Annotated in this window: 25 protein-coding genes, 1 rRNA gene and 1 riboswitch; of the genes, 21 read left to right on the top strand and 5 right to left on the bottom strand. The window is 47.5% G+C overall.

What is annotated here, in order from left to right; all coding sequences use genetic code 11:
* Positions 1-62 precede the first annotated feature (62 nt).
* Positions 63-878, top strand: a complete 816-nt coding sequence (locus QNO02_RS02905) for a zinc ribbon domain-containing protein (protein WP_133386869.1) — start codon at positions 63-65, stop codon at positions 876-878.
* A 68-nt stretch (positions 879-946) separates the two neighbouring features.
* On the top strand, positions 947-1,753 hold the full coding sequence (locus tag QNO02_RS02910; RefSeq protein WP_289391043.1) for a TrmB family transcriptional regulator: 807 nt from the start codon (positions 947-949) through the stop codon (positions 1,751-1,753).
* Positions 1,754-2,020: 267 nt separating this feature from the next.
* On the opposite strand, the gene QNO02_RS02915 is transcribed toward QNO02_RS02910, so the two are convergent.
* On the bottom strand, positions 2,021-2,674 hold the full coding sequence (locus tag QNO02_RS02915) for an NUDIX hydrolase (RefSeq protein WP_289391044.1): 654 nt from the start codon (positions 2,672-2,674) through the stop codon (positions 2,021-2,023).
* Positions 2,675-2,753: 79 nt separating this feature from the next.
* Here QNO02_RS02915 and QNO02_RS02920 point away from each other — a divergent pair, with 79 nt between their 5' ends.
* Complete coding sequence (locus tag QNO02_RS02920; RefSeq protein ID WP_017690846.1) at positions 2,754-3,056, top strand: hypothetical protein; 303 nt, start codon at positions 2,754-2,756, stop codon at positions 3,054-3,056.
* A 240-nt stretch (positions 3,057-3,296) separates the two neighbouring features.
* Here the strand turns inward: QNO02_RS02920 and mscL are convergent, their stop codons facing one another.
* Positions 3,297-3,791: a large conductance mechanosensitive channel protein MscL gene (gene mscL / locus QNO02_RS02925; RefSeq protein WP_289391045.1), complete on the bottom strand. Its 495-nt coding sequence runs from the start codon at positions 3,789-3,791 to the stop codon at positions 3,297-3,299.
* A gap of 271 nt (positions 3,792-4,062) precedes the next feature.
* A riboswitch (purine riboswitch) is annotated at positions 4,063-4,162 on the top strand.
* A 300-nt stretch (positions 4,163-4,462) separates the two neighbouring features.
* Between mscL and QNO02_RS02930 the strand changes: the two genes are divergently transcribed.
* Together QNO02_RS02930 and QNO02_RS02935 are read left to right on the top strand one after the other, a co-directional pair.
* Positions 4,463-5,050, top strand: coding sequence for a xanthine phosphoribosyltransferase (locus QNO02_RS02930; RefSeq protein WP_036613196.1), 588 nt, complete (start codon positions 4,463-4,465; stop codon positions 5,048-5,050).
* Between the two features lies 1 nt (position 5,051).
* A complete protein-coding gene (locus QNO02_RS02935; RefSeq protein ID WP_289391047.1) occupies positions 5,052-6,413 on the top strand; it encodes a nucleobase:cation symporter-2 family protein in 1,362 nt (453 codons plus the stop codon).
* 288 nt (positions 6,414-6,701) lie between these two features.
* Here the strand turns inward: QNO02_RS02935 and QNO02_RS02940 are convergent, their stop codons facing one another.
* A complete protein-coding gene (locus QNO02_RS02940) occupies positions 6,702-7,040 on the bottom strand; it encodes a DUF4870 domain-containing protein (RefSeq protein ID WP_289391048.1) in 339 nt (112 codons plus the stop codon).
* A gap of 195 nt (positions 7,041-7,235) precedes the next feature.
* The gene (locus QNO02_RS02945) at positions 7,236-7,511 is read right to left on the bottom strand and encodes a transposase (protein WP_289391049.1); all 276 of its coding nucleotides are present in this window, start codon (positions 7,509-7,511) and stop codon (positions 7,236-7,238) included.
* A 399-nt stretch (positions 7,512-7,910) separates the two neighbouring features.
* Between QNO02_RS02945 and QNO02_RS02950 the strand changes: the two genes are divergently transcribed.
* The 9 genes from QNO02_RS02950 (at position 7,911) to QNO02_RS02990 (ending at position 15,527) form a co-directional block, all read left to right on the top strand.
* Positions 7,911-8,099, top strand: coding sequence for a hypothetical protein (locus QNO02_RS02950; protein WP_017690840.1), 189 nt, complete (start codon positions 7,911-7,913; stop codon positions 8,097-8,099).
* Positions 8,100-8,232: 133 nt separating this feature from the next.
* Positions 8,233-8,994, top strand: a complete 762-nt coding sequence (map, locus tag QNO02_RS02955) for a type I methionyl aminopeptidase (protein WP_289391050.1) — start codon at positions 8,233-8,235, stop codon at positions 8,992-8,994.
* A 565-nt stretch (positions 8,995-9,559) separates the two neighbouring features.
* On the top strand, positions 9,560-10,612 hold the full coding sequence (gene coxB / locus QNO02_RS02960) for a cytochrome c oxidase subunit II (RefSeq protein WP_047840266.1): 1,053 nt from the start codon (positions 9,560-9,562) through the stop codon (positions 10,610-10,612).
* A gap of 71 nt (positions 10,613-10,683) precedes the next feature.
* Positions 10,684-12,534, top strand: coding sequence for a cytochrome c oxidase subunit I (gene ctaD / locus QNO02_RS02965; RefSeq protein ID WP_502921872.1), 1,851 nt, complete (start codon positions 10,684-10,686; stop codon positions 12,532-12,534).
* The gene (locus QNO02_RS02970; protein ID WP_047840264.1) at positions 12,531-13,157 is read left to right on the top strand and encodes a cytochrome c oxidase subunit 3; all 627 of its coding nucleotides are present in this window, start codon (positions 12,531-12,533) and stop codon (positions 13,155-13,157) included. The genes ctaD and QNO02_RS02970 overlap by 4 nt, the downstream gene beginning before the upstream one ends.
* A 3-nt stretch (positions 13,158-13,160) precedes the next feature.
* Entirely contained in the window at positions 13,161-13,481 is a 321-nt protein-coding gene (locus tag QNO02_RS02975; RefSeq protein ID WP_036613178.1) for a cytochrome C oxidase subunit IV family protein, read from the top strand.
* 108 nt (positions 13,482-13,589) lie between these two features.
* Positions 13,590-14,513: a cytochrome c oxidase assembly factor CtaG gene (ctaG, locus tag QNO02_RS02980; RefSeq protein WP_133387008.1), complete on the top strand. Its 924-nt coding sequence runs from the start codon at positions 13,590-13,592 to the stop codon at positions 14,511-14,513.
* A 35-nt stretch (positions 14,514-14,548) separates the two neighbouring features.
* The gene (locus tag QNO02_RS02985) at positions 14,549-15,013 is read left to right on the top strand and encodes a DUF420 domain-containing protein (protein ID WP_036613174.1); all 465 of its coding nucleotides are present in this window, start codon (positions 14,549-14,551) and stop codon (positions 15,011-15,013) included.
* A gap of 142 nt (positions 15,014-15,155) precedes the next feature.
* Positions 15,156-15,527 carry a hypothetical protein gene (locus QNO02_RS02990; RefSeq protein ID WP_036613171.1) on the top strand — a complete coding sequence of 124 codons (372 nt, stop codon included), beginning with the start codon at positions 15,156-15,158 and terminating at the stop codon, positions 15,525-15,527.
* Positions 15,528-15,648: 121 nt separating this feature from the next.
* Here QNO02_RS02990 and QNO02_RS02995 read toward each other — a convergent pair whose 3' ends face one another.
* Positions 15,649-15,978, bottom strand: a complete 330-nt coding sequence (locus QNO02_RS02995; RefSeq protein ID WP_289391052.1) for a hypothetical protein — start codon at positions 15,976-15,978, stop codon at positions 15,649-15,651.
* Positions 15,979-16,200: 222 nt separating this feature from the next.
* Between QNO02_RS02995 and QNO02_RS03000 the strand changes: the two genes are divergently transcribed.
* The 7 genes from QNO02_RS03000 to QNO02_RS03030 all read left to right on the top strand — a co-directional run bounded on the left by QNO02_RS03000 (position 16,201) and on the right by QNO02_RS03030 (position 23,975).
* Positions 16,201-16,914, top strand: coding sequence for a hypothetical protein (locus tag QNO02_RS03000; protein ID WP_091038344.1), 714 nt, complete (start codon positions 16,201-16,203; stop codon positions 16,912-16,914).
* A gap of 89 nt (positions 16,915-17,003) precedes the next feature.
* A complete protein-coding gene (locus QNO02_RS03005; protein WP_091038380.1) occupies positions 17,004-17,393 on the top strand; it encodes a GntR family transcriptional regulator in 390 nt (129 codons plus the stop codon).
* Between the two features lie 15 nt (positions 17,394-17,408).
* A complete protein-coding gene (locus QNO02_RS03010) occupies positions 17,409-18,305 on the top strand; it encodes an ATP-binding cassette domain-containing protein (protein ID WP_289391053.1) in 897 nt (298 codons plus the stop codon).
* 20 nt (positions 18,306-18,325) lie between these two features.
* Positions 18,326-19,228 (top strand): ABC transporter ATP-binding protein, encoded by a 903-nt coding sequence (locus QNO02_RS03015; RefSeq protein WP_036613228.1) that lies wholly within the window; start codon positions 18,326-18,328, stop codon positions 19,226-19,228.
* Positions 19,221-20,516, top strand: coding sequence for an ABC transporter permease (locus tag QNO02_RS03020; RefSeq protein WP_289391055.1), 1,296 nt, complete (start codon positions 19,221-19,223; stop codon positions 20,514-20,516). The genes QNO02_RS03015 and QNO02_RS03020 overlap by 8 nt, the downstream gene beginning before the upstream one ends.
* Positions 20,517-20,663: 147 nt before the next feature.
* Entirely contained in the window at positions 20,664-21,884 is a 1,221-nt protein-coding gene (locus tag QNO02_RS03025) for a TraB/GumN family protein (protein WP_289391056.1), read from the top strand.
* A gap of 538 nt (positions 21,885-22,422) precedes the next feature.
* Positions 22,423-23,975 (top strand): 16S ribosomal RNA (locus tag QNO02_RS03030).
* The last annotated feature ends 286 nt before the right edge of the window (positions 23,976-24,261 follow it).

Consider the following 24,261-nt stretch of genomic DNA (forward strand, 5'->3'; position numbering starts at 1 on the left):
GCTAATTTACTACTAAATAGAAATGATAATATTGGTTTTGACGGGACAGAGGAGGAATGGTCATGAAACTGCTTCAGCGCATCAAAGACGGAGCGAACAAAGCAACAGAGCGTGCCCAGCACGCCGTTGAGATTGGGAAACTGAACAACCAGATTGTGGGCTTGCAACAGGAACAGGAAGTCCATTTTACAGATATGGGTCGCATCTTCTATGAGGGTTATCGGGCACAGGATATGACGCGTGCAGAAAAAGAAATGGTGGATCTGTCGCAGCTCTGCGACGAATTGCAGGACGAGATCGATGGTCTGCGCAACAAGATTGCTCAGCTTAAGAACGAACGGTTGTGCGAATGTGGACACGTCGCTTCCCTGGATGCCAACTTCTGTCCTAAATGCGGACGCAAGTTGGGTGAACTCAAGACAGCAGCGCCCAAAGTAGGAGCAGTAGGAGTCGCAGGAGCCACCACAGCCGCGAGACAGGAGGCAGCTGTAGCTCAGACCCAAACTCCAGAGCCGGACTTCTACGATGCGCCACCTGAATTGGAACTGGAGGAAGATGAGCCGTATCACACGGTCATTCCGTCCATAGCGGATCTGGAGACAGAATCGGAATATAACAGTACGGAATTTACCCAGGAAGAAAAGGAAGCGTTCGATGCAGAGTGGGAACGTCGCAGAGATGAAGAGATGCAACGGGAACGTGAGCGTCAGCAAGAACTGGACGAACGCATCCGCTACTGGAAAGAAAACAACCCGATCGTGAACACGGTGGACGTACAGACCGAAGTATCACGTGAAATGGTGAATTGTCAGATTTGTGCAGCCGAGCTGCCCAAAGGTTCGAAGTGGTGCCCGCGTTGTGGTGCCGAACAGATCTGATGCAGTAGAAGCACTGCTGCATCATTGTGAGGCAGTGCGGGTTGCTGACAGCATGGGGGGACGGGAATATGGACCAACTGCTGCATCATTTGCGTCATCTCGGGTTTACCGAGATGGAATCTAAAATTATGGTGGAACTCGCCCGTCAGGGATCAGCCTCAGGATATGAGGTTGCGAAGCGGCTGGGCGTGTCCCGTTCCAATGTATATGCGACCCTGCAACGGCTGGAACAGCGTGGGTTCTTGCGGTGTAGTCCGGGGGAGCCGGCAAAGTATAGTGTGCTGAAGCCAGAGGAGATGACACGTATGATCTCCGATCAAATGCGTACCTCGCTGGATTATGTCCAGAGCAGCATGCCCAAGAGTGAACCGGAGAAGCCGGTCTTCTATAACGTCGAAGGGGACAAAAATGTGTTTGAGAATCTGAGCCGTGAATTGGCCGAGGCTCAGCATGAGATTGTTGTAGACGTTTGGCGTGAAGAGGCAGAGTTGCTACGTAATGACTTACAGCAGGCTGAAGCTCGGGGTGTGCGGCTGTTATGGTCGTGTGATGGTGGCGAAGGTATGCTTGATCAGCCTGTCCCTTGGCCGGGACTACCTTTGTATGGCACAGGTAATGGTCGGAAATTTTCCCTGGTGGTGGACCGCCGCTGGTGCATGCTGGGCATGCGCGGGGAATCATGCGCCACACAGGCAGTGGTGACGGAGCATCCGGTGATGACCGGACTGCTGCTGAATCATTTTGCTCAAGAGCTGGTGTTGTACGAACTGGAACAGGATATGGGTGAGGAACTGGAGTCCCGCTATGGGCACCGGTACGAAGAACTCTCTGCGCGTTATTGGTCTTCTCCTTCAGGAGAGGGTGACAAGAGCTAGACTGATCGGCGACTAATTTATCTCTGATGGAGTGAACATGCCAGCACAAAGGTATATCTTGATGAAACGAATACGTGTGTACATAAAGCAGGCGCTGCCCGGAGGCAGACGCCTGTTTGTGCTGGTTTGAGATATGACAGTGATGTTCGTCACAGCATCTGTTTCCAGTCAAGTCGATAGTAAAGGTATGAAGTTATGCTATTTTTGAGAAAATGAAGCTATGAACATTCGATTGAACTGGATCGGGTTGAACTGGATCGTACATGATCACTCTTTGGGCACGTGATACAGAGCTTCCAGCACATCGATATAATAAGCTGTACCATGGGGTACAAATTCCGTTGCCCGAATCTCGCGAACGACACGCTCAGGTTTATAAGCTGCCTGATCGCTTAACGGGTGGGTCTGAACTCCAGTAGCTTGAATGACGTCTATCTCATTACGAAACAAAGCGAGTAGATCATCCAGCGGCACTTCATACAGGCTATCCACCTCGCTGGGCTGCAGAACGTAGGCTTCGAGCGGCTGGTTCAGACATAGTCCATAGACGGCGCTGAATTCCCGATCTATGAATGGGACACCACGGACCTCTCCTTGGAGCTGCTGTGTAGCCGTGAGTAGATAGGTTAGTGCCTCGAATGGAGTATTCACACCCAGTTCTTCCTCCAGCTCACGAATGGCGTCTTGCAGTTGTTCACCTGCGGTAAGATGGCCTGCTGCTGTAATGTCGTAACATCCGGGAAAGGTATCCTTAATATCACGCCGCCGCTGAAAAAGGACCTGTCGCTGCTCGTCTTTGTCACGCACGATCCAGCAGTGGAATGAACGGTGCCAATATCCTTTGGCATGGACCTCGCTGCGTAGTGAAGTGCCGATCCAATTTTGCTGATCGTCATAAATGTCGAAACGTTCTGGGGTCATGAAACGTATCTCCTTATATAGCAGATTTTAAAGTTCAAAATTTCACAAAGTATGTTTTAAACGAAAGGGGAACGACCGTATGGAATGCATTGTACACTTTCAGGTGATTTATCCGCAACCTCAGGAACGTAAAAGTCTTAGAGGACTTATATTTGTAGGGCAAGGTCAGGAACCGGCTAACAGTCAGTTAAGCAGCATGTTTAAGGATATGGGATTTAATGTACGTTTGGAAGATGAGGCCCAGTTGTTGTTCAAGCCAGTGGATGCTTCGGCAAACTTTGAATATATTCGTGTGACAGAGCTTGATACTGGAGAAGAAGTTTACAAAGAAGATAAGGATCTGAAGTCGATCCTGGAGCATTTGCTGCCACGCCGCTTCTAATTCATGAGCATGGCCGCAAATGACATTCATGGGGGAGCACGTGTAACACATGTATGTTAGGCACAAAAAAAGGCCCCACCTTTACGGTGGAACCTTCAACCCTTTAAGCTACGCAACCATTTTAATCAAGCCCATATGGCTAGCTTTTCATACATACACCCTAGCAAGTAAGAGGTTGTCCCCCGCATCAGGATTTATATCCGTAATTCAACTCGGTGCGTCTTTATACGTTCATTGTGATTATGCTAGAGCGCCGGTTCCTTCTGCTTCCAGTTCTGAAGTACAGTGCGAGCAGCGGGTAGCCGCGGCTGGAATTTCCGATAGGCAATACTTGCAAGCCTTGGTCGTTTTTTGCGGCTCGGGCTTTTTGTGTTCTTTGCTTTTGAGATAGTTGATGCCCTTCACAAGCATGAAGATACAGAACGCAACGATAAGAAAATCAATCATGACGTTGATGAACTGACCATAAGCAATCACGGTAGCCCCAGCTTCGTTGGCTTGAGCGAGGGTGGTGATGTCCTGTCCGTTTGCTGTTTTCATGTCTCTATCCAGGTTGATGATTTTCTGACTGAAGTCAATTCCACCCAGCAGTTTTCCAACTGGAGGCATGATGATATCATTCACAAGGGACGTGACGATTTTACCAAAAGCAGCCCCAATAATGACACCGACCGCCAGATCGATGACGTTGCCGCGGACGGCAAATTCCTTGAATTCTTTAAGTACGCCTTTCATGTTTGCATATCTCCTTTGATCATTCAATTCAAAATATAGGTCGCGTTTCCATCCATTCTCCGTTCAGATCCGCGCTTCCGTTCTCATATTGTACATAAAAAATAGATTCCAATCACCCCCTGTTTGCAAATTAAGACAAGTTTCCGCAACTTCCATGAAAATACTTCTTTATTTCACGCCGCCGATTCGGTATACTTCTAACATTGTCAGTTATGTTTAACCTTTTACATTCAGGTTCGCGATCATACATTGTAACGAATCATGGAGCCAAAAAATTAAATATGCCGTTACTCGTATATGTGCAGGAATAGGCCTGCATGTCTCTACCCGATCACCGGAATGATCGGACTACGGGAAAGATGTTGCAATGTTTTGTATGGTTGGCATGAGATTATTCTCAGGCAGTTTGACTGAAGAGCAGGTTCAAGTAATTTCTATCTGTTTCTGATCACACTGTTTGGAGTTTCTCACGTCAGGAGTTATATCCTGTCATTCTGTCCATCCAGTACACTTGCAGCATCCATACGGCTTGTCCATATACGTACAAGTCCGTCTTTCCCGTCTCCGGTTATTCCGCAGCGTGTGAAAAGGCGGGCTTTTTGCTTTTTTACCATGCGATTGGAAGAGCGTGTGAGCTTCTGTGCGGAGGGCATTCAGGGGGAAGAATTACAATGCAATTGTTAAAAGACAAGGTAAGACAGGAAGGCATCGTCCTGTCCGAGCAAGTACTCAAAGTTGATTCATTCCTGAACCACCAGATGGACCCGGTTCTGATGAAGGAAGTGGGCAAGGAATTCATTCGCCGCTTTGAAGGTGAGAATATCACACGTGTGCTGACAATTGAGTCGTCAGGGATTGCACCAGGCATCATGACCGCTTTGGAGCTGAACGTACCGCTGATCTTTGCACGGAAGCAGAAGTCGCTCACACTGACGGAAGACATTCTGGTGGAGAAGGTCTACTCCTTCACGAAGCAGGAGACCAATGAAATCACCGTTGCCAAGAAATTCATGAAGCCTGGTGATCGCGTGCTGATCATTGATGATTTTCTGGCGAATGGTGAAGCAGCATTTGGTCTGGCTCGCATTGTGGAGCAAGTTGGAGCAGAAGTGGTGGGTATCGGTATTGTTATTGAAAAAGCATTCCAGCCGGGAGGTCGCTTGCTGAAAGAAGCAGGATACCGTGTGGAATCGCTGGTTCGCATCGGGGCACTGTCGGATGGACAGGTTACATTTGCGGACGAGGAGGGCACGAACTAATATGGCACGCGAACGTATTTTTCAACGGCATCGGCATCCAATCAAAACGTTCTCCCTCGGACTACAGCATGTGCTTGCTATGTATGCAGGAGCCGTCGTTGTCCCATTGATCGTCAGTAACGCATTGGGCTTTACACAGGAACAACTAACCTATCTCATTGCCATTGACTTGCTCGCATGTGGTGTGGCTACACTGCTTCAGGTATGGGGAAATAAATATTTCGGCGTAGGGCTGCCTGTCATGCTCGGTTGTGCATTCCAGGCCGTGTCTCCGATGATCCTAATCGGGATGAACAGTGGGGTATCTGCCATTTACGGAGCAATTATTGCCTCAGGGCTGTTCGTATTGATCTTCTCCGGAATCTTTGGGAAGCTTATTCGGCTCTTTCCACCCGTGGTTACGGGTTCGGTGGTTACGATCATCGGTTTGACCTTGATTCCGGTTGCTTTCCACGATCTGGGCGGCGGTCAGGGGTCAGAAGATTTTGGCAGCGGAGTGAACTTGTTACTCGGTTTCGGCGTGCTTCTGTTTATCATTCTGATGACTCGTTTCACAACTGGATTTATCCGTTCCATCTCGGTACTGATTGGTCTGCTGGTAGGTACGGTGGCAGCAGGGTTCATGGGTGAGGTTAATTTTGCTCCTATTCGTGATGCAAGTTGGTTCCACGTTGTTCAGCCGTTTTACTTTGGCAGACCGACATTTGAGATTGTACCGATCCTGACGATGATTCTGGTGGCGATTGTCAGCGTGGCCGAGTCCACAGGTGTATTTATGGCTCTGGGCAAAATACTGGACAAGGACCTGTCTTCCAAGGATCTTGCCCGTGGTTATCGCGCGGAGGGTCTAGCCATTGTATTAGGTGGTATTTTCAACTCGTTCCCGTATACAACGTATTCGCAAAATGTAGGACTGGTACAGATGACACGTGTGAAGACACGTGATGTCATTGTGGTGGCTGGTGGAATCCTTGTGGTCATTGGATTTGTACCAAAAATTGCAGCCCTTGCACAGCTCGTTCCAGGGGCAGTACTTGGCGGAGCCATGGTGGCCTTGTTTGGCATGGTGGTATCATCAGGCATTCGGATTATCGGCAGTCAGGTTGATCTGAACCGACATGAGAATCTGTTTGTCATCGCTTGTTCTGTAGGTATGGGCCTGGGTGTTACCGTTGTGCCTGAGTTGTTCGCAGGTGCACCGGCCTGGGCTCAGATTATGCTAGGTAATGGTATCATTGCAGGCAGTTTCACGGCGATCTTCATGAACCTGCTGTTCAATGGTCTGGGTACCAAGGAAACAGCCGCCAAGATGGCTGAACAACAGGCAGATGCCATCCTTGGAGAGACGGGCAAGTCAGCTTAATTAGCAAATATAGGCTAGGATTATTATCCAGCAATATTGTTATGTTAACTGTTATGAATAGACGATTCACAAGATGAATAATGAATCAGGTTAATCATGATGATATACAGTATGAATGGTTTATGACATACATCATTTATGCTGTGAATGTTCAAGCGCATGAACAAGCCCTCTTTATATGTGAAACACCGAAGATCCGTTGAAGTGGGACATATAATCAAAAGACGATCCAAACCCCGTTTGAAAGGGGATGGATCGTCTTTTCTTTTGAATCATGTCTTCCTCAAATTACAGATGACGCATCTGTTTCTCTGCAAAATCGCCAACCCACGGCAGTTTTAACCATTTCCCCTGCAGGCTGGTAACGACCATAATAAGCCAGACTATTACACCAAGCAGGGATAACAGCGATGCCACCAGTGGTCCAAACAACGGAAGGAAAGCCGATAATACATGCCCGACCATAATGATGCCAAAGACCGTTACAGATTGCAGCGCATGAAATAACACGAACCGGCTCCGCTTCTCCACAGCGAGGAAGACAATCCCACCTACAAAGGTAAACAGATAACAAAGCATACCGGCAATATTTTCATCCAGACCGCTAGACGATTTCATGGGGGACATCCGGTCCAGCCTCCTTTGACCTTTTTAACTAGGTTATGAGAGAGATGGACAGAACTGAACCGATGAATTTAATTGCCTGTGAACGAATGGGGATGCAACACATAGGAAAAAGCAAACAGGAGCAGAGCAAGCCATTGTACAGCTTGCTCTGCCCCTATTGTCGTTTACGAATAATACGTTACACGAACGAAATCGTTATCCGCCCTCGATCTGTCTGCGAGGGTTTGTAATCTTGCCAATTTTATCGGTGTCGTTTTCTTTGGGAACCAACCGCTCATCGGTTCGTCCTTCGTGGTGATTATCATATGCATATTCGGTCAGTTTCCATTCCGACTTGCCAAGAACGGGATCGGCCGGGAAATATTGCCCCCGGTGGAGATGTTCCTCACGTCCGGCTTCATTGATGTAAACTCCGTCTACTTCCACCTTTTCATGCGAAAGGGGCAGCATATCTTGTTCTTTGCGGTCCATGAGACGACGCCTCCTTTGGATACCAGTAATTTAACTGTATGGGTTGTCCGTGATAATATCCCCCGAATAGTTCAGTGTTATGCTGGATATATTAATTCCGTATAGAATGGTGGCATTCATAACATATGATTCGGAATTAAACTTTTTGGGCATGAAAACCGTTATATTTATTAGAGGAAATCGTCAAGTCGTAAGATACTTCCGAATATGCTACAATAAGATTATGATTCATTCCGAATCATATCGGGTATTTATAGTGTCAGGTACTTGCTTTCTAGCGAGGTTCCCGACCTAAAGCTTGCTTTAAGCCGCGCACACAACTTCATGGATGGCATTTAAGACTTATTCGGCATTCTCTAAACGGAGCATTCACTTTCAACGTTTTGGGAGGGAATTACAATGGCAACGAAAGGTCACAATGAGGTCAAAGAAAGTTTGAGGGAAATGACTCGGATTTTCCGTCCTAAAGATCCAAAAAAATTCGTGAAGGAGTACGTGAGAAAATACCGGATTACGGGTGGATACGAGGAAGAATTGACTTCTGTGGTTGAGCATGAGCTTGTCAAGATGGATTCTTCCGTGTCCTGAAACAACACACAACTCTGATTATACTGTTCCGATAATGAATAGAACCGTCTCCCGGGCGATAAGCTCCGGCAGGCGGTTTTTTTTGCGTTCCTGCTGCATATATATGGGAGTACACCTACAGCGGGAAGGATGAATGCATGTGGACCCTATTTTGAAAACCAAAGAAGAGATTGGCTACATGCGGGAAGCTGGACGAATTTTGCGAAATTGTCACCAGCATATTGAGCAGTGGATGATCCCCGGTATCACGACAGCGGAGATTAATGAGCGGGTGGAAGAGTTTCTGGCAGCACGAGGAGCCACACCGGAGCAAAAAGGGTACAAAGGATATCCGTACGCGACGTGTGCCTCTGTTAATGAAGTGGTCTGCCACGGATTTCCTGGGGAAGAGCAGCTGGCGAGCGGGGATGTAGTGACCATCGATATAGTGGTGAACAAAGACGGCTGGCTTGCTGACTCGGCCTGGACATATGGAATTGGCGAAACAAGCAGATCCATTCGCAAGCTGATGAGACGCACGGAGAAGGCACTTGAGCGGGCGATTGCCCAGGCAGTTCCAGGGAATACACTCGGAGATATTGGAAGTGCCATTGAACGAACAGCCAGATTGTATCGGTACGGAATTGTGAAGCCTCTCATTGGTCATGGGATTGGTCAATATATTCATGAACCCCCAAATGTGTTGTCTTATGGCAAACGCAGAACGGGCACGATGCTCACCGAGGGCATGGTTATTACGATTGAACCAATCTTTACAAAGGGCAGTTCCGGGGCCGTTGTGTGGGATGAAGATGGATGGACGGTAAGGACGGTAGATGGCAGCTGGGGGGTCCAGTATGAGCATACGGTTGCGATTACTGGGAATGGCCCCTTGATTCTGACCGATGGCACGTGAGATGAAGTCAGTGAAGAAGAGGACTTGAGTTGAACTTTCTCCGAAATGCTCCATGCTGTTTTGAGCTTGAAGATAGCGGTATGGAGCGATAGGCATGTCTTCTGAATGGATATGGAAGAGCTTTTCCATAAATTCTGATCTTTCTTTTGCATAATAGCACATGTTTTCAATGTGAGAAAAATCACCAATAAATCGAGTTTTATCACCGAAATTTGGCAAAAATTTTCAAATGTAGAGTGTAATACTTTTAACTGAAATCGTTTGCAAATCAAGTTGTAGAGCGGTTTTTTACATAAAGTGAACAATTTGTGAACATGTGTCCAAAGATTGACAAAATCATACCCTCAACTTATATTTAATAAGTGATTGAAGCATATAGAATGAATTGGAAGAATGCGCAGACATGCCCTGAGCAGGAAATCACGGGAGTACTGGAAGCGTTATTTTTGTAAGCGTTCTGTATGATGAAGAGGATTATGCGTATCGTGCTGAAACGTACCTTTTGTTGCCTTTCTACCGAACGACAACGGTAATCTACGAAAACGTAAAAAAGTGGGGTAGATCAATGATGAAACAGTGGCAGGTTGCAAAGCGAATTCTCCCCTTGCTGGCGGTGTTCTCTTTGCTGCTATCCGCATGCGGGCGGGAAGACTTGTCGGTAATGAAACCTCAGGGTCCTGTAGCGCAAGGCCAATATGATCTGATGAAGTTATCCATCGCGATTATGATCGTGGTGCTCATCATTGTATTTGCCATAGCGGCCTATGTTCTGATCCGGTTTCGTAGACGAGCCGGGCAGACTGAGATGCCCGAACAGGTTGAAGGTAATTTCAAGCTGGAAGTAATATGGACAGCCATTCCGTTATTGCTGGTTATTGTTCTGGCAGTACCGACGGTCCAAACGATTTTTGCCCAAGGCGAAGATCTGTCCAATGACAAAAACGCACTTAAGGTCCAAGTCACCTCACATCAGTACTGGTGGGAATTCACTTATCCTCAATATGACGTAACCACCGCTCAAGATCTCATCATCCCGACCGGAACAAAAATCGCATTCGAATTAAAAACCGCTGACGTGCTTCACTCCTTCTGGGTGCCGTCACTTGCGGGCAAAATGGACACAAACCCGGATGGAACACTTAACAAGTTCAGTTTCTCTGCACCGAATGAAGGCGTTTACCGCGGTAAATGTGCCGAATTATGTGGCAGATCGCATGCTTTCATGGAGTTTAAGGTAAAAGCAGTGAGTCAGGAATCCTTTGACAGATGGGTGAACCAGATGAAAGCACCCGCAGTCCTTCCTGAAGACACTCAATTGGCCGAAAAGTTCAAAACAAACTGCCTTTCTTGCCACGCTGTTGGTGATCAAGGTGGACCGGTTGCACCTAACCTGACGGGAATCGGCGGCAAGGAATCTGTCGCAGGCATTTTGCTGAATTCTCGTGAGGGACAGGAAGAAGGTAGCCCGGTACTGGATAACATGAAAGAATGGCTCCATGATCCACAATCCGTGAAGCCGGGCAATACCATGCCGAATCCCAAAGATCTTGGGTTGACGGATGAAGAAATCGACGGAATTGCCGAATATCTGGCCAACTACAAATTGGACTATGAATAGAACAGCAAGGACGAAGAAGGGGGTACACAACCTTGGCTCATGCGCATAGCGTCAAGAGGTACAGGGGCTTGATGGATTGGATCACCACCGTCGATCACAAAAAAATCGCCATTCTTTATTTGGTTGCGGGTGGATTTTTCTTTGGAATCGGCGGCATTGAAGCCATTTTGATTCGGATTCAACTGATGAAGCCTATGAATGATTTTGTATCGGCACAGGTCTTCAACGAATTGATTACAATGCATGGAACAACGATGATTTTCCTTGGTGTCATGCCACTTATTTTTGCCATTATGAATGCTGTCGTGCCTTTGCAGATCGGGGCACGGGACGTTGCTTTCCCGTTTCTTAACGCGCTGGGTTTCTGGACATTCCTGTTTGGTGGATTGTTGCTGAACCTGAGCTGGGTTATGGGCGGAGCACCGGATGCGGGCTGGACCTCATATACGCCGCTTTCGGGCAGTGAGTACAGTGGAACGCACGGTGTGGATTTCTACACCATCGGCCTTCAGATCGCGGGTCTGGGAACGCTCATCGGGGGCATTAACTTTCTCGCAACGATTATTACAATGCGTGCTCCAGGCATGTCCTACATGCGGATGCCGATGTTTACATGGACGACATTTATTACATCTGCCATTATCCTTTTTGCTTTTCCTGCCATCACGGTAGGGCTTGTACTTTTGACGTTTGACCGTATACTGGGAGCGAACTTCTTCGATGTCGCAGGTGGCGGTAACCCCGTACTCTGGCAGCACATCTTCTGGATCTTCGGGCACCCGGAAGTATACATTCTGATTTTGCCCGCATTTGGGATTATCTCGGAGGTTATTCCGACCTTCTCGCGTAAACGGTTGTTTGGATACAGCTCCATGGTATTTGCTACCATCCTGATTGCCTTTCTGGGCTTCATGGTATGGGCGCATCACATGTTTACAACAGGTCTGGGTAATGTAGCCAACGCGCTTTTCTCCATCTCCACGATGTTGATTGCCGTACCTACCGGGATCAAAATCTTTAACTGGCTCTTTACGATGTGGGGTGGACAGATCCGCTTTACAGCGGCAAATCTGTTTGCTGTTGGATTCGTTCCAACCTTCGTTATGGGTGGTGTTACAGGCGTCATGCTGGCATCTGCTCCGGCAGACTTCCAGTTCCATGATACGTACTTTGTTGTAGCCCACTTCCACTACGTTATTGTAGGAGGACTGGTGCTCGGCTTGTTCTCGGGACTGCATTACTGGTGGCCGAAGATGTTCGGACGTATTCTCAGCGAAACACTGGGCAAATGGACGTTCTGGACATTTATGATCGGTTTCCAATTAACGTTCTTTGTACAGCATTTCCTCGGTCTGATGGGGATGCAGCGCCGGATCGTTACATACTTGCCGAATCAGGACTTTGACCTGCTCAATCTGGTCAGCTCCGTCGGTGCGTTTCTAATGGGTGTTGGGGTTATCATGTTCCTCGTGAATATCGTAATCACAATGAGAAAACCGGCTGGCGCGCCAAACGATCCGTGGGAAGACGGCCGTACAATGGAATGGTCTATTCCATCTCCGCCGCCGGAATATAACTTCAAGCAGACGCCGCTGGTACGCGGAATTGATGCATATTGGAAGGAAAAAATGGCAGGACATACCGAGATGACGCCGGCAGAACCTGTAGGTTCGATTCATATGCCTTCAGCAACGCCGTTGCCGTTTGTAATGTCAGTAGGTATCTTTATCGCCGGACTTGGCTTGATGTTCAGCAAGGATGAATTTGGTAATGCATTTATGAATGTCATTTTTAACAATTATATTGTAGTTATTATTGGTCTCGTAATCACATTTGGCGCAATGGCACTTCGTTCACTTTATGATGATCATGGCTGGCATATTGAACCGGAGGATCAGGATGAGAAGGGGGCTAGAACATGACAACCTCACATGCCGAACCGGTGAACGACAAATTGCCGCATGAACCGGAGAAAGCAACGCTTGAAGGCCGTAACAAGCTTATCGCCTTCTGGTTGTTCCTTGGCGGCGAGACGGTACTGTTCGGTACACTCTTTGCTACCTTCCTGGCTCTTCGTGGCCAAACCAATGATGGACCTACGGCGAATGAACTGTTCCACCTGCCACTTGTGGCCGCTGCAACGTTCATTCTACTGGTCAGTAGTTTGACAAGTGTATTTGCGATTCAGGCCATGCATAAGGGCAAGCGAGATGCATTGGCGTTGTGGCTTGGCATCACGGTAGTACTGGGTATGGGATTTCTCGCACTGGAAATTTACGAGTTCTACGAGTATGTGAAACATAAAGAATTTGGCATGACCACGAGTGCATTCAGTTCAGCATTCTATACACTGGTCGGGTTCCACGGAGCCCACGTTGCTTTTGGTATTGTGTGGATCGGAATCATTATCGGTCAGCTGTTCAAAAAAGGATTGACGGTCGTAACTGCACCTAAAGTATACGTCTCCGCAATGTACTGGCACTTTATTGACGTGGTCTGGGTGTTCATCTTTACGGTCGTGTACCTGCTCGGAAAGGTGGGGTAGCACATGTCGGCACAGGATAAGACAGATCAACAGCCTGTGAAACACCGTCACCGGACGGAAGGGCCACAGAAACACGTCGTGGTGTTTATCTTCTCCATTATTCTCACGCTGATTGCGTTTGCGGCTGCTTCTGCCGGAGGGGTCAACACAACCTTTATCATTATTATTTTGCTCGTCATGGCTATTCTTCAAGTATTCGTTCAATTGGGTTATTGGATGCACTTGAAGGACAAAGGGCACTTGATGCCGATTCTGTTCATGGCCTTTGGCTTTTTCGTAGCCTTTACGTGCATCATTATGGCACTCTATTGGGTCTGGTGGTAAAAGAGATGGCGGCGGCGCATTGCCGCCGTCTTTTCCCCTTTTTGGCGAATGAATCTTCACAAAGTAATGAAGGCAACAACCAAATCAGGTCACGGGGAGGTTTCCCGTATGCTCGGGTTGCAATATTTTAGCTTCAACGACTTATGGAGTCCGCTTATATTGGCTTTATTTCTGATCATTGCTGCGGCTTATTTGGTGCTTGTGGGACCGTTAAGCGAGCAAATAAAGGATGCAGAACCTGCGACTGCTGCACAGAAAATCATGTTTATTACAGGACTGTTTGTCCTGTATCTGGCTCAAGCTGGCCCATTTAATCTGCTTGGTCACGTAATGTTTAGCTTCCACATGGTGAGTATGGCGTTATCCTATCTGGTAGCGCCGCCGCTGATGATGAAAGGTTTGCCGATCTGGGTATGGCGCAGAATCGTACGCTGGTTGCCAACGCGCCAGCTATCGTTCCTGGCTCATCCGATCGTTGCGGCTGTGATCTTTAACGGGCTTTTCTCGCTGTATCACCTACCGATTGTACATGATTATGTCATGCTGAATTTTACCGTTCACCGGTTGTATTATATTGCACTGTTCATCACCTCGATGCTCATGTGGTGGACATTGCTGAATCCGTTGCCAGAGGGTAGACAAGCGTCGGGGTTATCCAAGATTGGTTTTATTTTTCTGAATATGGTACTGCTCACGCCTGCGTGTGGATTGATTATTTTTGCGTCCGAGCCGTTGTATCAGACGTACAGCAACCCGGCAGTATGGGCTGAAGCCATGCGGTATTGTGTGTCTGGAGATTCTACGGCGTTACTTCGCTCATTCGGTGGGCCTGCGTTCTTCAACTTCCTGTCTTCCGCGAAGGAAGATCAGCAGGTTGGTGGCATTGTAATGAAGTTTATTCAGGAAGGAATCTTTGCCTCCATGCTGGCTTATGTCTTTTTCCAATGGTATCGGAAAGAGAAGCAGGAAGATGATGATGATTCGTATCCTGCAGGGGGCGCAGGGGGGCCGCTCAATCCGGCTGCCAAATAATTAAGTCAATGTTCTGACAAGAGGGGGAACACACGATGGATATGTATTTTTGGCTACCCACGATCAGTACTTCTTTCATTGTGATTAGTGCAGTACTGGTGGGGATTGGATGGGTACTGATTATTCGGGGTAAACGTGAGGCTCATCAGTCCGCCATGGTAGCAGGTGCGATTGCAGCTCTAATCTTCTTTGTGATCTATATGTCTCGTACAGTGTTCGTGGGCAATACAGCTTGGGGCGGGGACCCGGATCTGGAGATCTTTTATCGGATATTTCTGATCTTTCATATTATCCTCGCTACCGTGGCAGCGATATTCGGCATCTCCACACTGGTCCTGGGGTTCAAAAAGAAGTTCGGAACACATCGCCGCTGGGGCAAGTTCACGTCCATGATCTGGTTCGGATCAGCGCTAACAGGTGTTGTCGTGTATGTTCTTTTATATCTCTTATATCCTGGTGGTCATACACGTCCCGTATGGGAAGTTATCCTCGGCGTATAAAAGTATAGATATAACCTCCGGCTACTTGGGCGTGTGTCACTATGACCTTCTGAAACTATGAAAATAGACGAATCTAGTAGACGATTCGTCCACGCTCCCTCTCTCATTCATTCATAGAATGAGTTTGAGAGGGGGAAAGTAAATGAAAAAAACAGTCAATGTCAGTCAAACGTATCCACGTCTCACGGTGTATTCTGAAGAGAACTACAGAGGGAGAAGCCGCATTTATCGTGGCAATACGGGGCTCCGCAACCTGGACAATATTTTGGATGGGGTGGAGAGCCTACGCTTTTTCTCAACAAGTTCGAATGCAACGCTGGTTGTGTTTACGCGTCCTAACTTTCAAGGTGGATTCCGTGTCTTCCGTGGCAACACCAACTTGAGAGATTTGGATGATCTGATCCGTGGCAATGATGTGGAATCCCTGATCTCCACCAATCAACGGTTAACGCTGGCTCAGATTCGCGCAATCCGCAGGGATCGCAGTCTGCCTAGTGGCTACAACCTCGTTTAATCGTAAGACCTCTTCTGTAAACAGGTGCCAGAGAACGGCAAAGGGCTGTATCCGTTATTGTGTGTGTACACAATAACGGGTACAGCCCTTCTTTTGTGCTTGGGGAATTTCGTTTAATCCCCTAATCCCCGCCGTCCCCACTGTCGCCGCCGCCACTATCCCCACCACTGTCGCTGCTGCTACCACTATCGCTGTTGTGATGAGAATGTGTATCTGATGAAGAATCCGACTCATGATGTTTGTGATCCGGTGTGTGTCTGGAATGTCGATCGTAGGAGTCATCTCCTGTAATGACCGGATATCCCGAAGCAGAGTCGGTATAACCGTTGTTACGACGGATGCGATGTCTCCCTTTTTTGGCAGAATTACGATGAGGCTCATCCCGGAGGACCAACCAGATAACGACAATGAGGAAAAGGAGGACAAATCCGATCTCTACCAGCCAATCCATAGCTGTAACCTTCCTTTCTTTGAATCGTGACTTTAATTTATTTTAACGTAAATTCGTACTGTGTCCCATCCCGTCTTCCTGATTCAGGAAATTTAAGGGTTGACGGGATGAGAATTCGGTCTGTATACTGTGTATATTGATATATACAGTAAACACAGTGAATACAGTGAATACAGTAAGCAAGATGAGTGAGTGAATGACAGGTGAAAGGCAGGCAGGCATATGAACGAATGGAAGCAGGCGTGGTGGCTGACCCGCAGCCAGATGAGTAAGGATAAGCTCCAATGGCTATGGTCTGCAATATTCATGATATACACTGGCAGCATGAGCGGTGTGATGTTAGTAGGACAACAACAGACAGATTTCATTAATCCGGTGGTGGATGCCTTCTTTTTACTTATGTTGCCATTTCAAGGGTTTATGTTCTGCAGGCGCTCCTTCCGTTACATACATGAGGATTCCTATACGCAGATGCTGGCCTACTATCGCAGAATTCCTATCCCTGAACAAGCGGTGATGTGGTCCAGGTTACAGCAGTCTCTAATGGCGTTTGCTTACAACGGTATCTTTTTCTACGGATCGTTATATGTGGTTAACCTTCATTCCGAAGGATTCCGATGGGATCAATATCTGGCCTTTAGCCTTACCTGTACAGGTTATGGACTTGTGGTAACAGGATTGTATATTTACGGAGAGTTTCTGAACAGTGGCAAGAAATATTTGCTTCTCAGTACGCTTTTTGTACCAATCGCCATTGGCATGTCCTTACTGATTCGAATGTCAGGCAGTTACGGATTACGGCTTGTACTGGATGAAAGTAAATCATGGGGGCTACTTTCCCCGATCATGTGGATTGCTCTGGTGGCTGGCGTAGCGGGACTATGGCTGTTTAGTCGCTTGACGCTGAAGAAGCTGGTTCAACGGGATTTGAATTAAAATGAGAATTGAGCTTATGTACGAATACAGGATGAAACCGGCACGGTCAGGTAACAGACTGGAGTGTACCGGAGGGCGAGGTGCAAGATGTGAAAATACCCATTCAAATTAATGAAAATAGCGCTGAACCTTTATACCACCAAATTGAAAATCAGTTAAGATCGTTAATTATTACGGGTCAGTTGGGGGAGGGAACACATTTGCCGTCCATTCGTGAGTTCGCCGGAGCACTGAATTGCAGTGTTATTACGGTTAGACGGGTCTATCAGGATCTGGAGAATGAAGGCTTGCTTCGTACGAAGCAGGGGACAGGTACATTTGTGGCCCAGGTAGAAGCCGGCGACAGAGAGAATTATAGATTAAAGGCCGCACAGGAAGCGATGCAAGCAGCGGTGCAGTCCGGGAAATCGGTAGGCTGTACGGAAGAAGAGATGGAGAGCCTGTTCCGGGAAGTCCTGAAGGCTATTTACGCGAAGTAAGGGAGTGATTCATACGTGGAACCGATAGCAATCCAGTTGAACGGCGTATCCAAAATGCGAAAACGCAGAGTTATTGGCCCAATTGATCTGACCATCCCGGAAGGGTATATAGTCGCTATTCTCGGTCACAACGGTTCAGGCAAAAGCACCCTTCTTAACATGCTGCAGCAAGTGGTGCTGCCAGATGCTGGGCAGATTATATGGTTTGGTCAGGAACATGATGGGCCACTTCCTATTGAACTGAGACAACAGATTGGTTTTGTGGCAGATAACGCTGGTTCAGAAGAGAACCGGATAACAGCACAGGAAGCAGCCCATTTCCGGGCGTACTGGTATCCACGTTGGGATATGAAGTTGTTCGACCAACTGATTCATGATATGGAAGTACCTGTTGATGTGAAGCTGAACAAGATGTCCAAGGGAGAACGGCGAAAATTTGAGATTGCAGCTGCAATTGCAGCTCGCCCAAGACTATTGCTTTTGGATGAGCCTTCATCAGGACTGGACCCCTTTGCCTGGAAAGTGATGGTTGAGCAGTTCCGTACCTTCATGGCGGGGGGAGACACCACGATTCTGATTGCCACACATATTGCGGACGAAGTCAAAAGGCTTGCGGATTACATCGTATTGATGCACCGTGGTCAGTCGCTGGGGATGGCCGAGAAAGATATGGTGCTCGATCAGTGGAAAGAAGTCTGGTATGAAGGAGATTTAAGGCCAGAAAGTATTCCTGGTGTTGTGGAATCTTCTTTGGAAGAGGGAGGTCTGGTTCGCGTAATTACAACCCGGGTCAGCGAGGCGCAGGAGAGGCTGGAGCTGTCCAATAACCGGGTATTGAAAATCCGTAACTTGGAATTGGATGAAGTGCTGGCATTCTGGATTGCCGGGTATGGACCCGTACAGTGGAAATAACCGAAGGGAGACGATAAATGATGAACCGATTGGAATTGAAGCAAGTCGTCAAGCAATATGCAGACAAAACAGCCGTTAATGGAGTCACGCTCAATGTAAAAGAGGGAGAGATTTACGGACTGCTCGGAGCCAATGGTGCAGGTAAAACGACAACAATGCGCATGGTGCTTGGACTGATTCACCCTGACGGAGGGAACATCCTTTACAACGGCAAGCCCTATAATACGGAGCTGCAACAGATTATGGGTTATCTTCCGGAAGAGCGCGGATTGTACCCGAAGGTGAAAGTCAGCGAACAGATTAATTACCTGGCACGACTTCGTGGCATGAATGGTAAGGACGCAGATCAGAGCCTCAAGTACTGGCTGAATCGGTTTGAGGTACCTGAGTATTACGATAAGAAGATCGAGGAGTTATCCAAAGGTAATCAGCAGAAAATGGGCTTCATCGCGGCTGTAGTGCATAGACCGCAGATTCTCATCCTGGATGAAGCGTTCAGTGGACTGGATCCTGTGAATGTAGAATTACTCAAGTCCACCGTCAAGGAGTTGCGTGATGAAGGCACAGCTATTCTGTTCTCGACACACCGCATGGAGCATGTTGAAGAGTTGTGTCGTCAGATCACCATTCTGCATCGTTCCAACACGGTGGTACAAGGAGAGATCAAGGAGATCAAGAGCCGGTATCCGCGTGAACAGGTATTCCTGGGTACGATTGGTAGTGTGGAAGGACTTGAACAGTTGCCTGGTGTGAAGAAAGTCGAGCGGAATGAGCGTGGTTACCTGATACATATTAGTCAGGTGGAAGCGGCTCAAGAGATTCTGAGAACAGCCATGACTCAGACGACAGTGGAACACTTTGAACTGAAGGAACCAACGCTTAACCAAATCTTTATTCGTGAGGTAGGTGAGTCGAATGAATAAAATGGGAACGATTACGGGTTTTACATTTAAAAACAAAGTTAAAACGAAATCATTCATGGTGACGACCATTGTACTTGCACTTTTAATTTCAATCGGACTCAATGTCCCGTATTTCATTACCTTATTTAATGGAGGTTCCATTGGTGGAGCTTCAAGCAGCAATCCTGTAAATATCGGTCTTCTGAGTACAGGGCAGCCTGAAGTTTCGGAGAAACTGGAGAGCTTCTCTGCGGCTCAAGGAGATCAGGCCTATCGATTCATTGCCAGTGGTGCCAAAGATGAGGCTGCTCTTGCGGCGGATGTGGAAGCAGGGCTTACCGATGGTTATCTGAAGTTTGAAGCTGTTTCTGGGCAAGAGTTCCCACAGCCCATTCTATATTCAGCAGAAGACGTATCACCTCAGATCATTGCATCCATTGAAGCGGCATTACAGAGTGTGAAGCTGGATGTGGTTGTGAAGGATGTACTCACAGCGGAGCAGAAGGAACTGATTACAACACCTGTGAAGCTCACCGAGCAAAGCCTGAGCACAGATGAAAATGGGGCGGGTGCAGAGTCAGAAGGTGCGATGAGTCCAATTAACTATATTGTGGTGTACTTGTTGATCATCCTGTTGTTCACCTCGACCATGATGACAGGTAACATGATTGCCTCCGAGATCACGGCGGAGAAGAGCTCACGTATTATGGAGATTTTGATTACGAGTGTATCACCGCTCAGTCAGATGTTTGGTAAAATCATCGGTATATTCATGGTGGGGATGCTGCAAATCGGGATCTTCGGAGCGGTGGTTGCCGGAAATATCTTGCTGCCGCATAACCGTGCAGTATTAGGTGACTTCAATATGAGTCTGAGTGATGTGAATAGTGCAGTTATTGTGTACGGACTTATATTCTACATTCTGGGTTACTTCCTGTATGCCGTGTTGTTCGCTGCCATTGGTTCAATGGTGAGCCGTACTGAGGAACTCGGTCAGGCTGTTCTGCCGATTACGATGTTGTCGCTTGTTTCCTTCTATATTGCGATCTTCAGTATTTCTACGCCGAACATTCTGTTGTTGAAAATCGCAAGCTTCATTCCATTCACATCGCCGACCGCGATTCTGGTACGGATTGGTGCAGGGGTTGCACCAACCTGGGAGATTCTAACTTCATTAGCGATTCTTATTGTATCCATTATCATCTTCGGATGGCTTGCAGCCAAAATCTATCGCACAGGTGTGCTGATGTACGGTAAACGCCCAACCTTCAAGGAATTGTTTAAAGCGATGAAGGCTTATAAGATCTAAATTGAGTGTTTGAAGGGGAGGGATTGGATAAGTGCTGCTCCGTTTGTGGAGTGGCACCAATTCCCACTTTTATCCGTAGTATCTAAGTATGTCTATTCTATTAAAAATTGGATTGGCAACTATATTCAATAAAGGAGATTACATAATATGAAAAATTGGAAACGCATGCTCTTATCTCTTACCATCTCGGCAGGTTTGCTCGCATCTGCAGTACCGGCTATGGCTGCTCCACAAGGAACTTCCGTCAAGGTTAATGACCAGGCTGTGAAATATGCTACAGGAGCACCAATCCTGGATAAAGGTACAACATTGGTTCCACTGCGGACTACGCTGGATGCTATGGATGTGAAGTTAACAACTGCGACAGATGATACGATCACGGCTGTGGTAGATGGCAAAACGATTACACTCAAAAGCAAGCTTACACGTATCAACGGTGTAACGTATGCGCCAATCCGCATCGTCGGTGATGCTGCGGGTTATGAAGTACGCTGGGATGCTGCAACGCGCACCGTGTTGTTGGTATCCAAAGGTGGAGCAACGGAAACTGCTCAAACCGGTGGACGCGGCTTCATGTGGGAAGTTGAAAGCAATGGCAATACGGTCTATCTGGTAGGGTCAATGCATATTGCGGATGAGAGCTTCTATCCATTGCGTCCGGAGTTTGAAGAAGCCTTTGCGGAAGCCGACTATCTCGGGGTAGAGATTGATATTAGCAAAGCCGCTGATGAAGAGCAGCAAAAGCTGGTTCTAAGTCTGGGTTCGTACCAGGATGGCACAACACTGAAAGATCACATTTCCAGTGAAACGTATACTAAGCTGGGCGATGTATTGAAGAAAAATGGTCTGGAGTCTAACGCTTTGGATGCATTTAAGCCTTGGGTAGTAGAGAGCACACTTGCAAGTTTGAAGTCCACAACGGCAGGATACGAAGCGTCAGCAGGAGTGGATCTGTATTTCATCCAGAAAGCGATCGAGCGCAAACTTCCAGTTATTGAATTGGAGAGTTATCAATCTCAACTTGGCATGTTTAACGACTTTTCCAAAGAAACACAAGAGGAAACACTGAAAGCGACAATCGAAAACTTCGACGTGTTGGATAACAGTGTGAAAGAAATGGCAGAGATGTGGAAAACGGGTAATGACGAGCAACTGCTTGAACTGACAAACAGCTTCTCCACTAACGAGGAATATAACAAAGCAATGTTAGTTGATCGTAACATTGGTATGGCGGACAAAATCGATGGTTACTTGAAAAACGGCAAAGGTGAGGAATATTTCATTGTTGTTGGTGCGGCACACTACTTGGGCGATCACGGCATCGTGAAACTGCTTGAGGATAAAGGATATAAAGTAGAACGTAAATAAATATAGATTACTATAGAAGGTAACCCTTTCGTCTCGAATATAAGAGTTGAGAGGGCTACCTTCTTATATATAGAAGAAAGACAGATTAAATAAAGAAGATCAAGCTGTAGGATAATAGAATTGAACCTAGGAGTTCAATGTAGATTCATGGCCCTTAATATGGTTAGATTGTGGATTTGATATGTTTTGAAATTAACTCTTTACAAGTGTGTGTGTCGCATGGTATATTCTATTTCCGGCCAAAAAAAACACAAGATACACGGTGCGGCAAGCGAATAAAATAAGCTTCGAAAGAAACTTAAAAAAAGAGCTTGCAAAGTTGGTTCGGACATGATATTATATAAGAGTTGCTGAAGAGAACGACATTCGGTAACGAAACAAGTTTGATCTTTGAAAACTGAACAACGAGTGAGTAAACATTCTGCTTGCAGAATGAACGCGAAAGTTGGAAACAAGCCTTGGCTTGGATCGGCTGGAGCACAAATGAGATTTTTAATCTCGTCAGATTCAAAATGAGCTTATCGCTCTTTTCAATACTTTATTGGAGAGTTTGATCCTGGCTCAGGACGAACGCTGGCGGCATGCCTAATACATGCAAGTCGAGCGGACTTGATGAGAAGCTTGCTTCTCTGATGGTTAGCGGCGGACGGGTGAGTAACACGTAGGCAACCTGCCCTCAAGTTTGGGACAACTACCGGAAACGGTAGCTAATACCGAATAGTTGTTTTCTTCGCCTGAAGGAAACTGGAAAGACGGAGCAATCTGTCACTTGGGGATGGGCCTGCGGCGCATTAGCTAGTTGGTGGGGTAACGGCTCACCAAGGCGACGATGCGTAGCCGACCTGAGAGGGTGATCGGCCACACTGGGACTGAGACACGGCCCAGACTCCTACGGGAGGCAGCAGTAGGGAATCTTCCGCAATGGGCGAAAGCCTGACGGAGCAATGCCGCGTGAGTGATGAAGGTTTTCGGATCGTAAAGCTCTGTTGCCAGGGAAGAACGCTTGGGAGAGTAACTGCTCTCAAGGTGACGGTACCTGAGAAGAAAGCCCCGGCTAACTACGTGCCAGCAGCCGCGGTAATACGTAGGGGGCAAGCGTTGTCCGGAATTATTGGGCGTAAAGCGCGCGCAGGCGGTCATTTAAGTCTGGTGTTTAATCCCGGGGCTCAACCCCGGATCGCACTGGAAACTGGGTGACTTGAGTGCAGAAGAGGAGAGTGGAATTCCACGTGTAGCGGTGAAATGCGTAGATATGTGGAGGAACACCAGTGGCGAAGGCGACTCTCTGGGCTGTAACTGACGCTGAGGCGCGAAAGCGTGGGGAGCAAACAGGATTAGATACCCTGGTAGTCCACGCCGTAAACGATGAGTGCTAGGTGTTAGGGGTTTCGATACCCTTGGTGCCGAAGTTAACACATTAAGCACTCCGCCTGGGGAGTACGGTCGCAAGACTGAAACTCAAAGGAATTGACGGGGACCCGCACAAGCAGTGGAGTATGTGGTTTAATTCGAAGCAACGCGAAGAACCTTACCAGGTCTTGACATCCCTCTGACCGGTACAGAGATGTACCTTTCCTTCGGGACAGAGGAGACAGGTGGTGCATGGTTGTCGTCAGCTCGTGTCGTGAGATGTTGGGTTAAGTCCCGCAACGAGCGCAACCCTTATATTTAGTTGCCAGCACTTCGGGTGGGCACTCTAGATAGACTGCCGGTGACAAACCGGAGGAAGGTGGGGATGACGTCAAATCATCATGCCCCTTATGACCTGGGCTACACACGTACTACAATGGCCGGTACAACGGGCTGCGAAATCGCGAGATGGAGCCAATCCCAACAAAGCCGGTCTCAGTTCGGATTGCAGGCTGCAACTCGCCTGCATGAAGTCGGAATTGCTAGTAATCGCGGATCAGCATGCCGCGGTGAATACGTTCCCGGGTCTTGTACACACCGCCCGTCACACCACGAGAGTTTATAACACCCGAAGTCGGTGGGGTAACCGCAAGGAGCCAGCCGCCGAAGGTGGGATAGATGATTGGGGTGAAGTCGTAACAAGGTAGCCGTATCGGAAGGTGCGGCTGGATCACCTCCTTTCTATGGAGAATCGTTTCCTGCAACGGAAACATTCAAATATAAAATCTAGCCAGGTCGGCTAGTTACTCACTCGTTGCTCAGTTTTGAGAGCTCAAACTCTCAAACAGCTTGCTTTTGCATGGAGCTTGTTCTTTGAAAACTAGATATCGAAACGAAACAAACGCGAATTAGAACATTCCTTTAAGCTGATCTTGTGCAAACAAGTCAAGTGTATAAAGGTAGTTAAATTGCTTTTGTGATGGTATCGGGTGAGAGCGACTTTTGGATTTGGACGCAGTTCAAACCA

The organism is Paenibacillus sp. PK1-4R, from assembly GCF_030369595.1.
Taxonomy (GTDB): domain Bacteria; phylum Bacillota; class Bacilli; order Paenibacillales; family Paenibacillaceae; genus Paenibacillus.

Bases quoted from the DNA above. Each gene is read 5' to 3' on its own strand.
- QNO02_RS02905 (WP_133386869.1), top strand. From the start codon at position 63: ATGAAACTGCTTCAGCGCATCAAAGACGGAGCGAACAAAGCAACAGAG.
- QNO02_RS02910 (WP_289391043.1), top strand. From the start codon at position 947: ATGGACCAACTGCTGCATCATTTGCGTCATCTCGGGTTTACCGAGATG.
- QNO02_RS02915 (WP_289391044.1), bottom strand. From the start codon at position 2,674: ATGACCCCAGAACGTTTCGACATTTATGACGATCAGCAAAATTGGATC.
- QNO02_RS02920 (WP_017690846.1), top strand. From the start codon at position 2,754: ATGGAATGCATTGTACACTTTCAGGTGATTTATCCGCAACCTCAGGAA.
- mscL (WP_289391045.1), bottom strand. From the start codon at position 3,791: ATGAAAGGCGTACTTAAAGAATTCAAGGAATTTGCCGTCCGCGGCAAC.
- QNO02_RS02930 (WP_036613196.1), top strand. From the start codon at position 4,463: ATGCAATTGTTAAAAGACAAGGTAAGACAGGAAGGCATCGTCCTGTCC.
- QNO02_RS02935 (WP_289391047.1), top strand. From the start codon at position 5,052: ATGGCACGCGAACGTATTTTTCAACGGCATCGGCATCCAATCAAAACG.
- QNO02_RS02940 (WP_289391048.1), bottom strand. From the start codon at position 7,040: ATGTCCCCCATGAAATCGTCTAGCGGTCTGGATGAAAATATTGCCGGT.
- QNO02_RS02945 (WP_289391049.1), bottom strand. From the start codon at position 7,511: ATGGACCGCAAAGAACAAGATATGCTGCCCCTTTCGCATGAAAAGGTG.
- QNO02_RS02950 (WP_017690840.1), top strand. From the start codon at position 7,911: ATGGCAACGAAAGGTCACAATGAGGTCAAAGAAAGTTTGAGGGAAATG.
- map (WP_289391050.1), top strand. From the start codon at position 8,233: ATGCATGTGGACCCTATTTTGAAAACCAAAGAAGAGATTGGCTACATG.
- coxB (WP_047840266.1), top strand. From the start codon at position 9,560: ATGATGAAACAGTGGCAGGTTGCAAAGCGAATTCTCCCCTTGCTGGCG.
- ctaD (WP_502921872.1), top strand. From the start codon at position 10,684: ATGGATTGGATCACCACCGTCGATCACAAAAAAATCGCCATTCTTTAT.
- QNO02_RS02970 (WP_047840264.1), top strand. From the start codon at position 12,531: ATGACAACCTCACATGCCGAACCGGTGAACGACAAATTGCCGCATGAA.
- QNO02_RS02975 (WP_036613178.1), top strand. From the start codon at position 13,161: ATGTCGGCACAGGATAAGACAGATCAACAGCCTGTGAAACACCGTCAC.
- ctaG (WP_133387008.1), top strand. From the start codon at position 13,590: ATGCTCGGGTTGCAATATTTTAGCTTCAACGACTTATGGAGTCCGCTT.
- QNO02_RS02985 (WP_036613174.1), top strand. From the start codon at position 14,549: ATGGATATGTATTTTTGGCTACCCACGATCAGTACTTCTTTCATTGTG.
- QNO02_RS02990 (WP_036613171.1), top strand. From the start codon at position 15,156: ATGAAAAAAACAGTCAATGTCAGTCAAACGTATCCACGTCTCACGGTG.
- QNO02_RS02995 (WP_289391052.1), bottom strand. From the start codon at position 15,978: ATGGATTGGCTGGTAGAGATCGGATTTGTCCTCCTTTTCCTCATTGTC.
- QNO02_RS03000 (WP_091038344.1), top strand. From the start codon at position 16,201: ATGAACGAATGGAAGCAGGCGTGGTGGCTGACCCGCAGCCAGATGAGT.
- QNO02_RS03015 (WP_036613228.1), top strand. From the start codon at position 18,326: ATGAACCGATTGGAATTGAAGCAAGTCGTCAAGCAATATGCAGACAAA.
- QNO02_RS03020 (WP_289391055.1), top strand. From the start codon at position 19,221: ATGAATAAAATGGGAACGATTACGGGTTTTACATTTAAAAACAAAGTT.
- QNO02_RS03025 (WP_289391056.1), top strand. From the start codon at position 20,664: ATGAAAAATTGGAAACGCATGCTCTTATCTCTTACCATCTCGGCAGGT.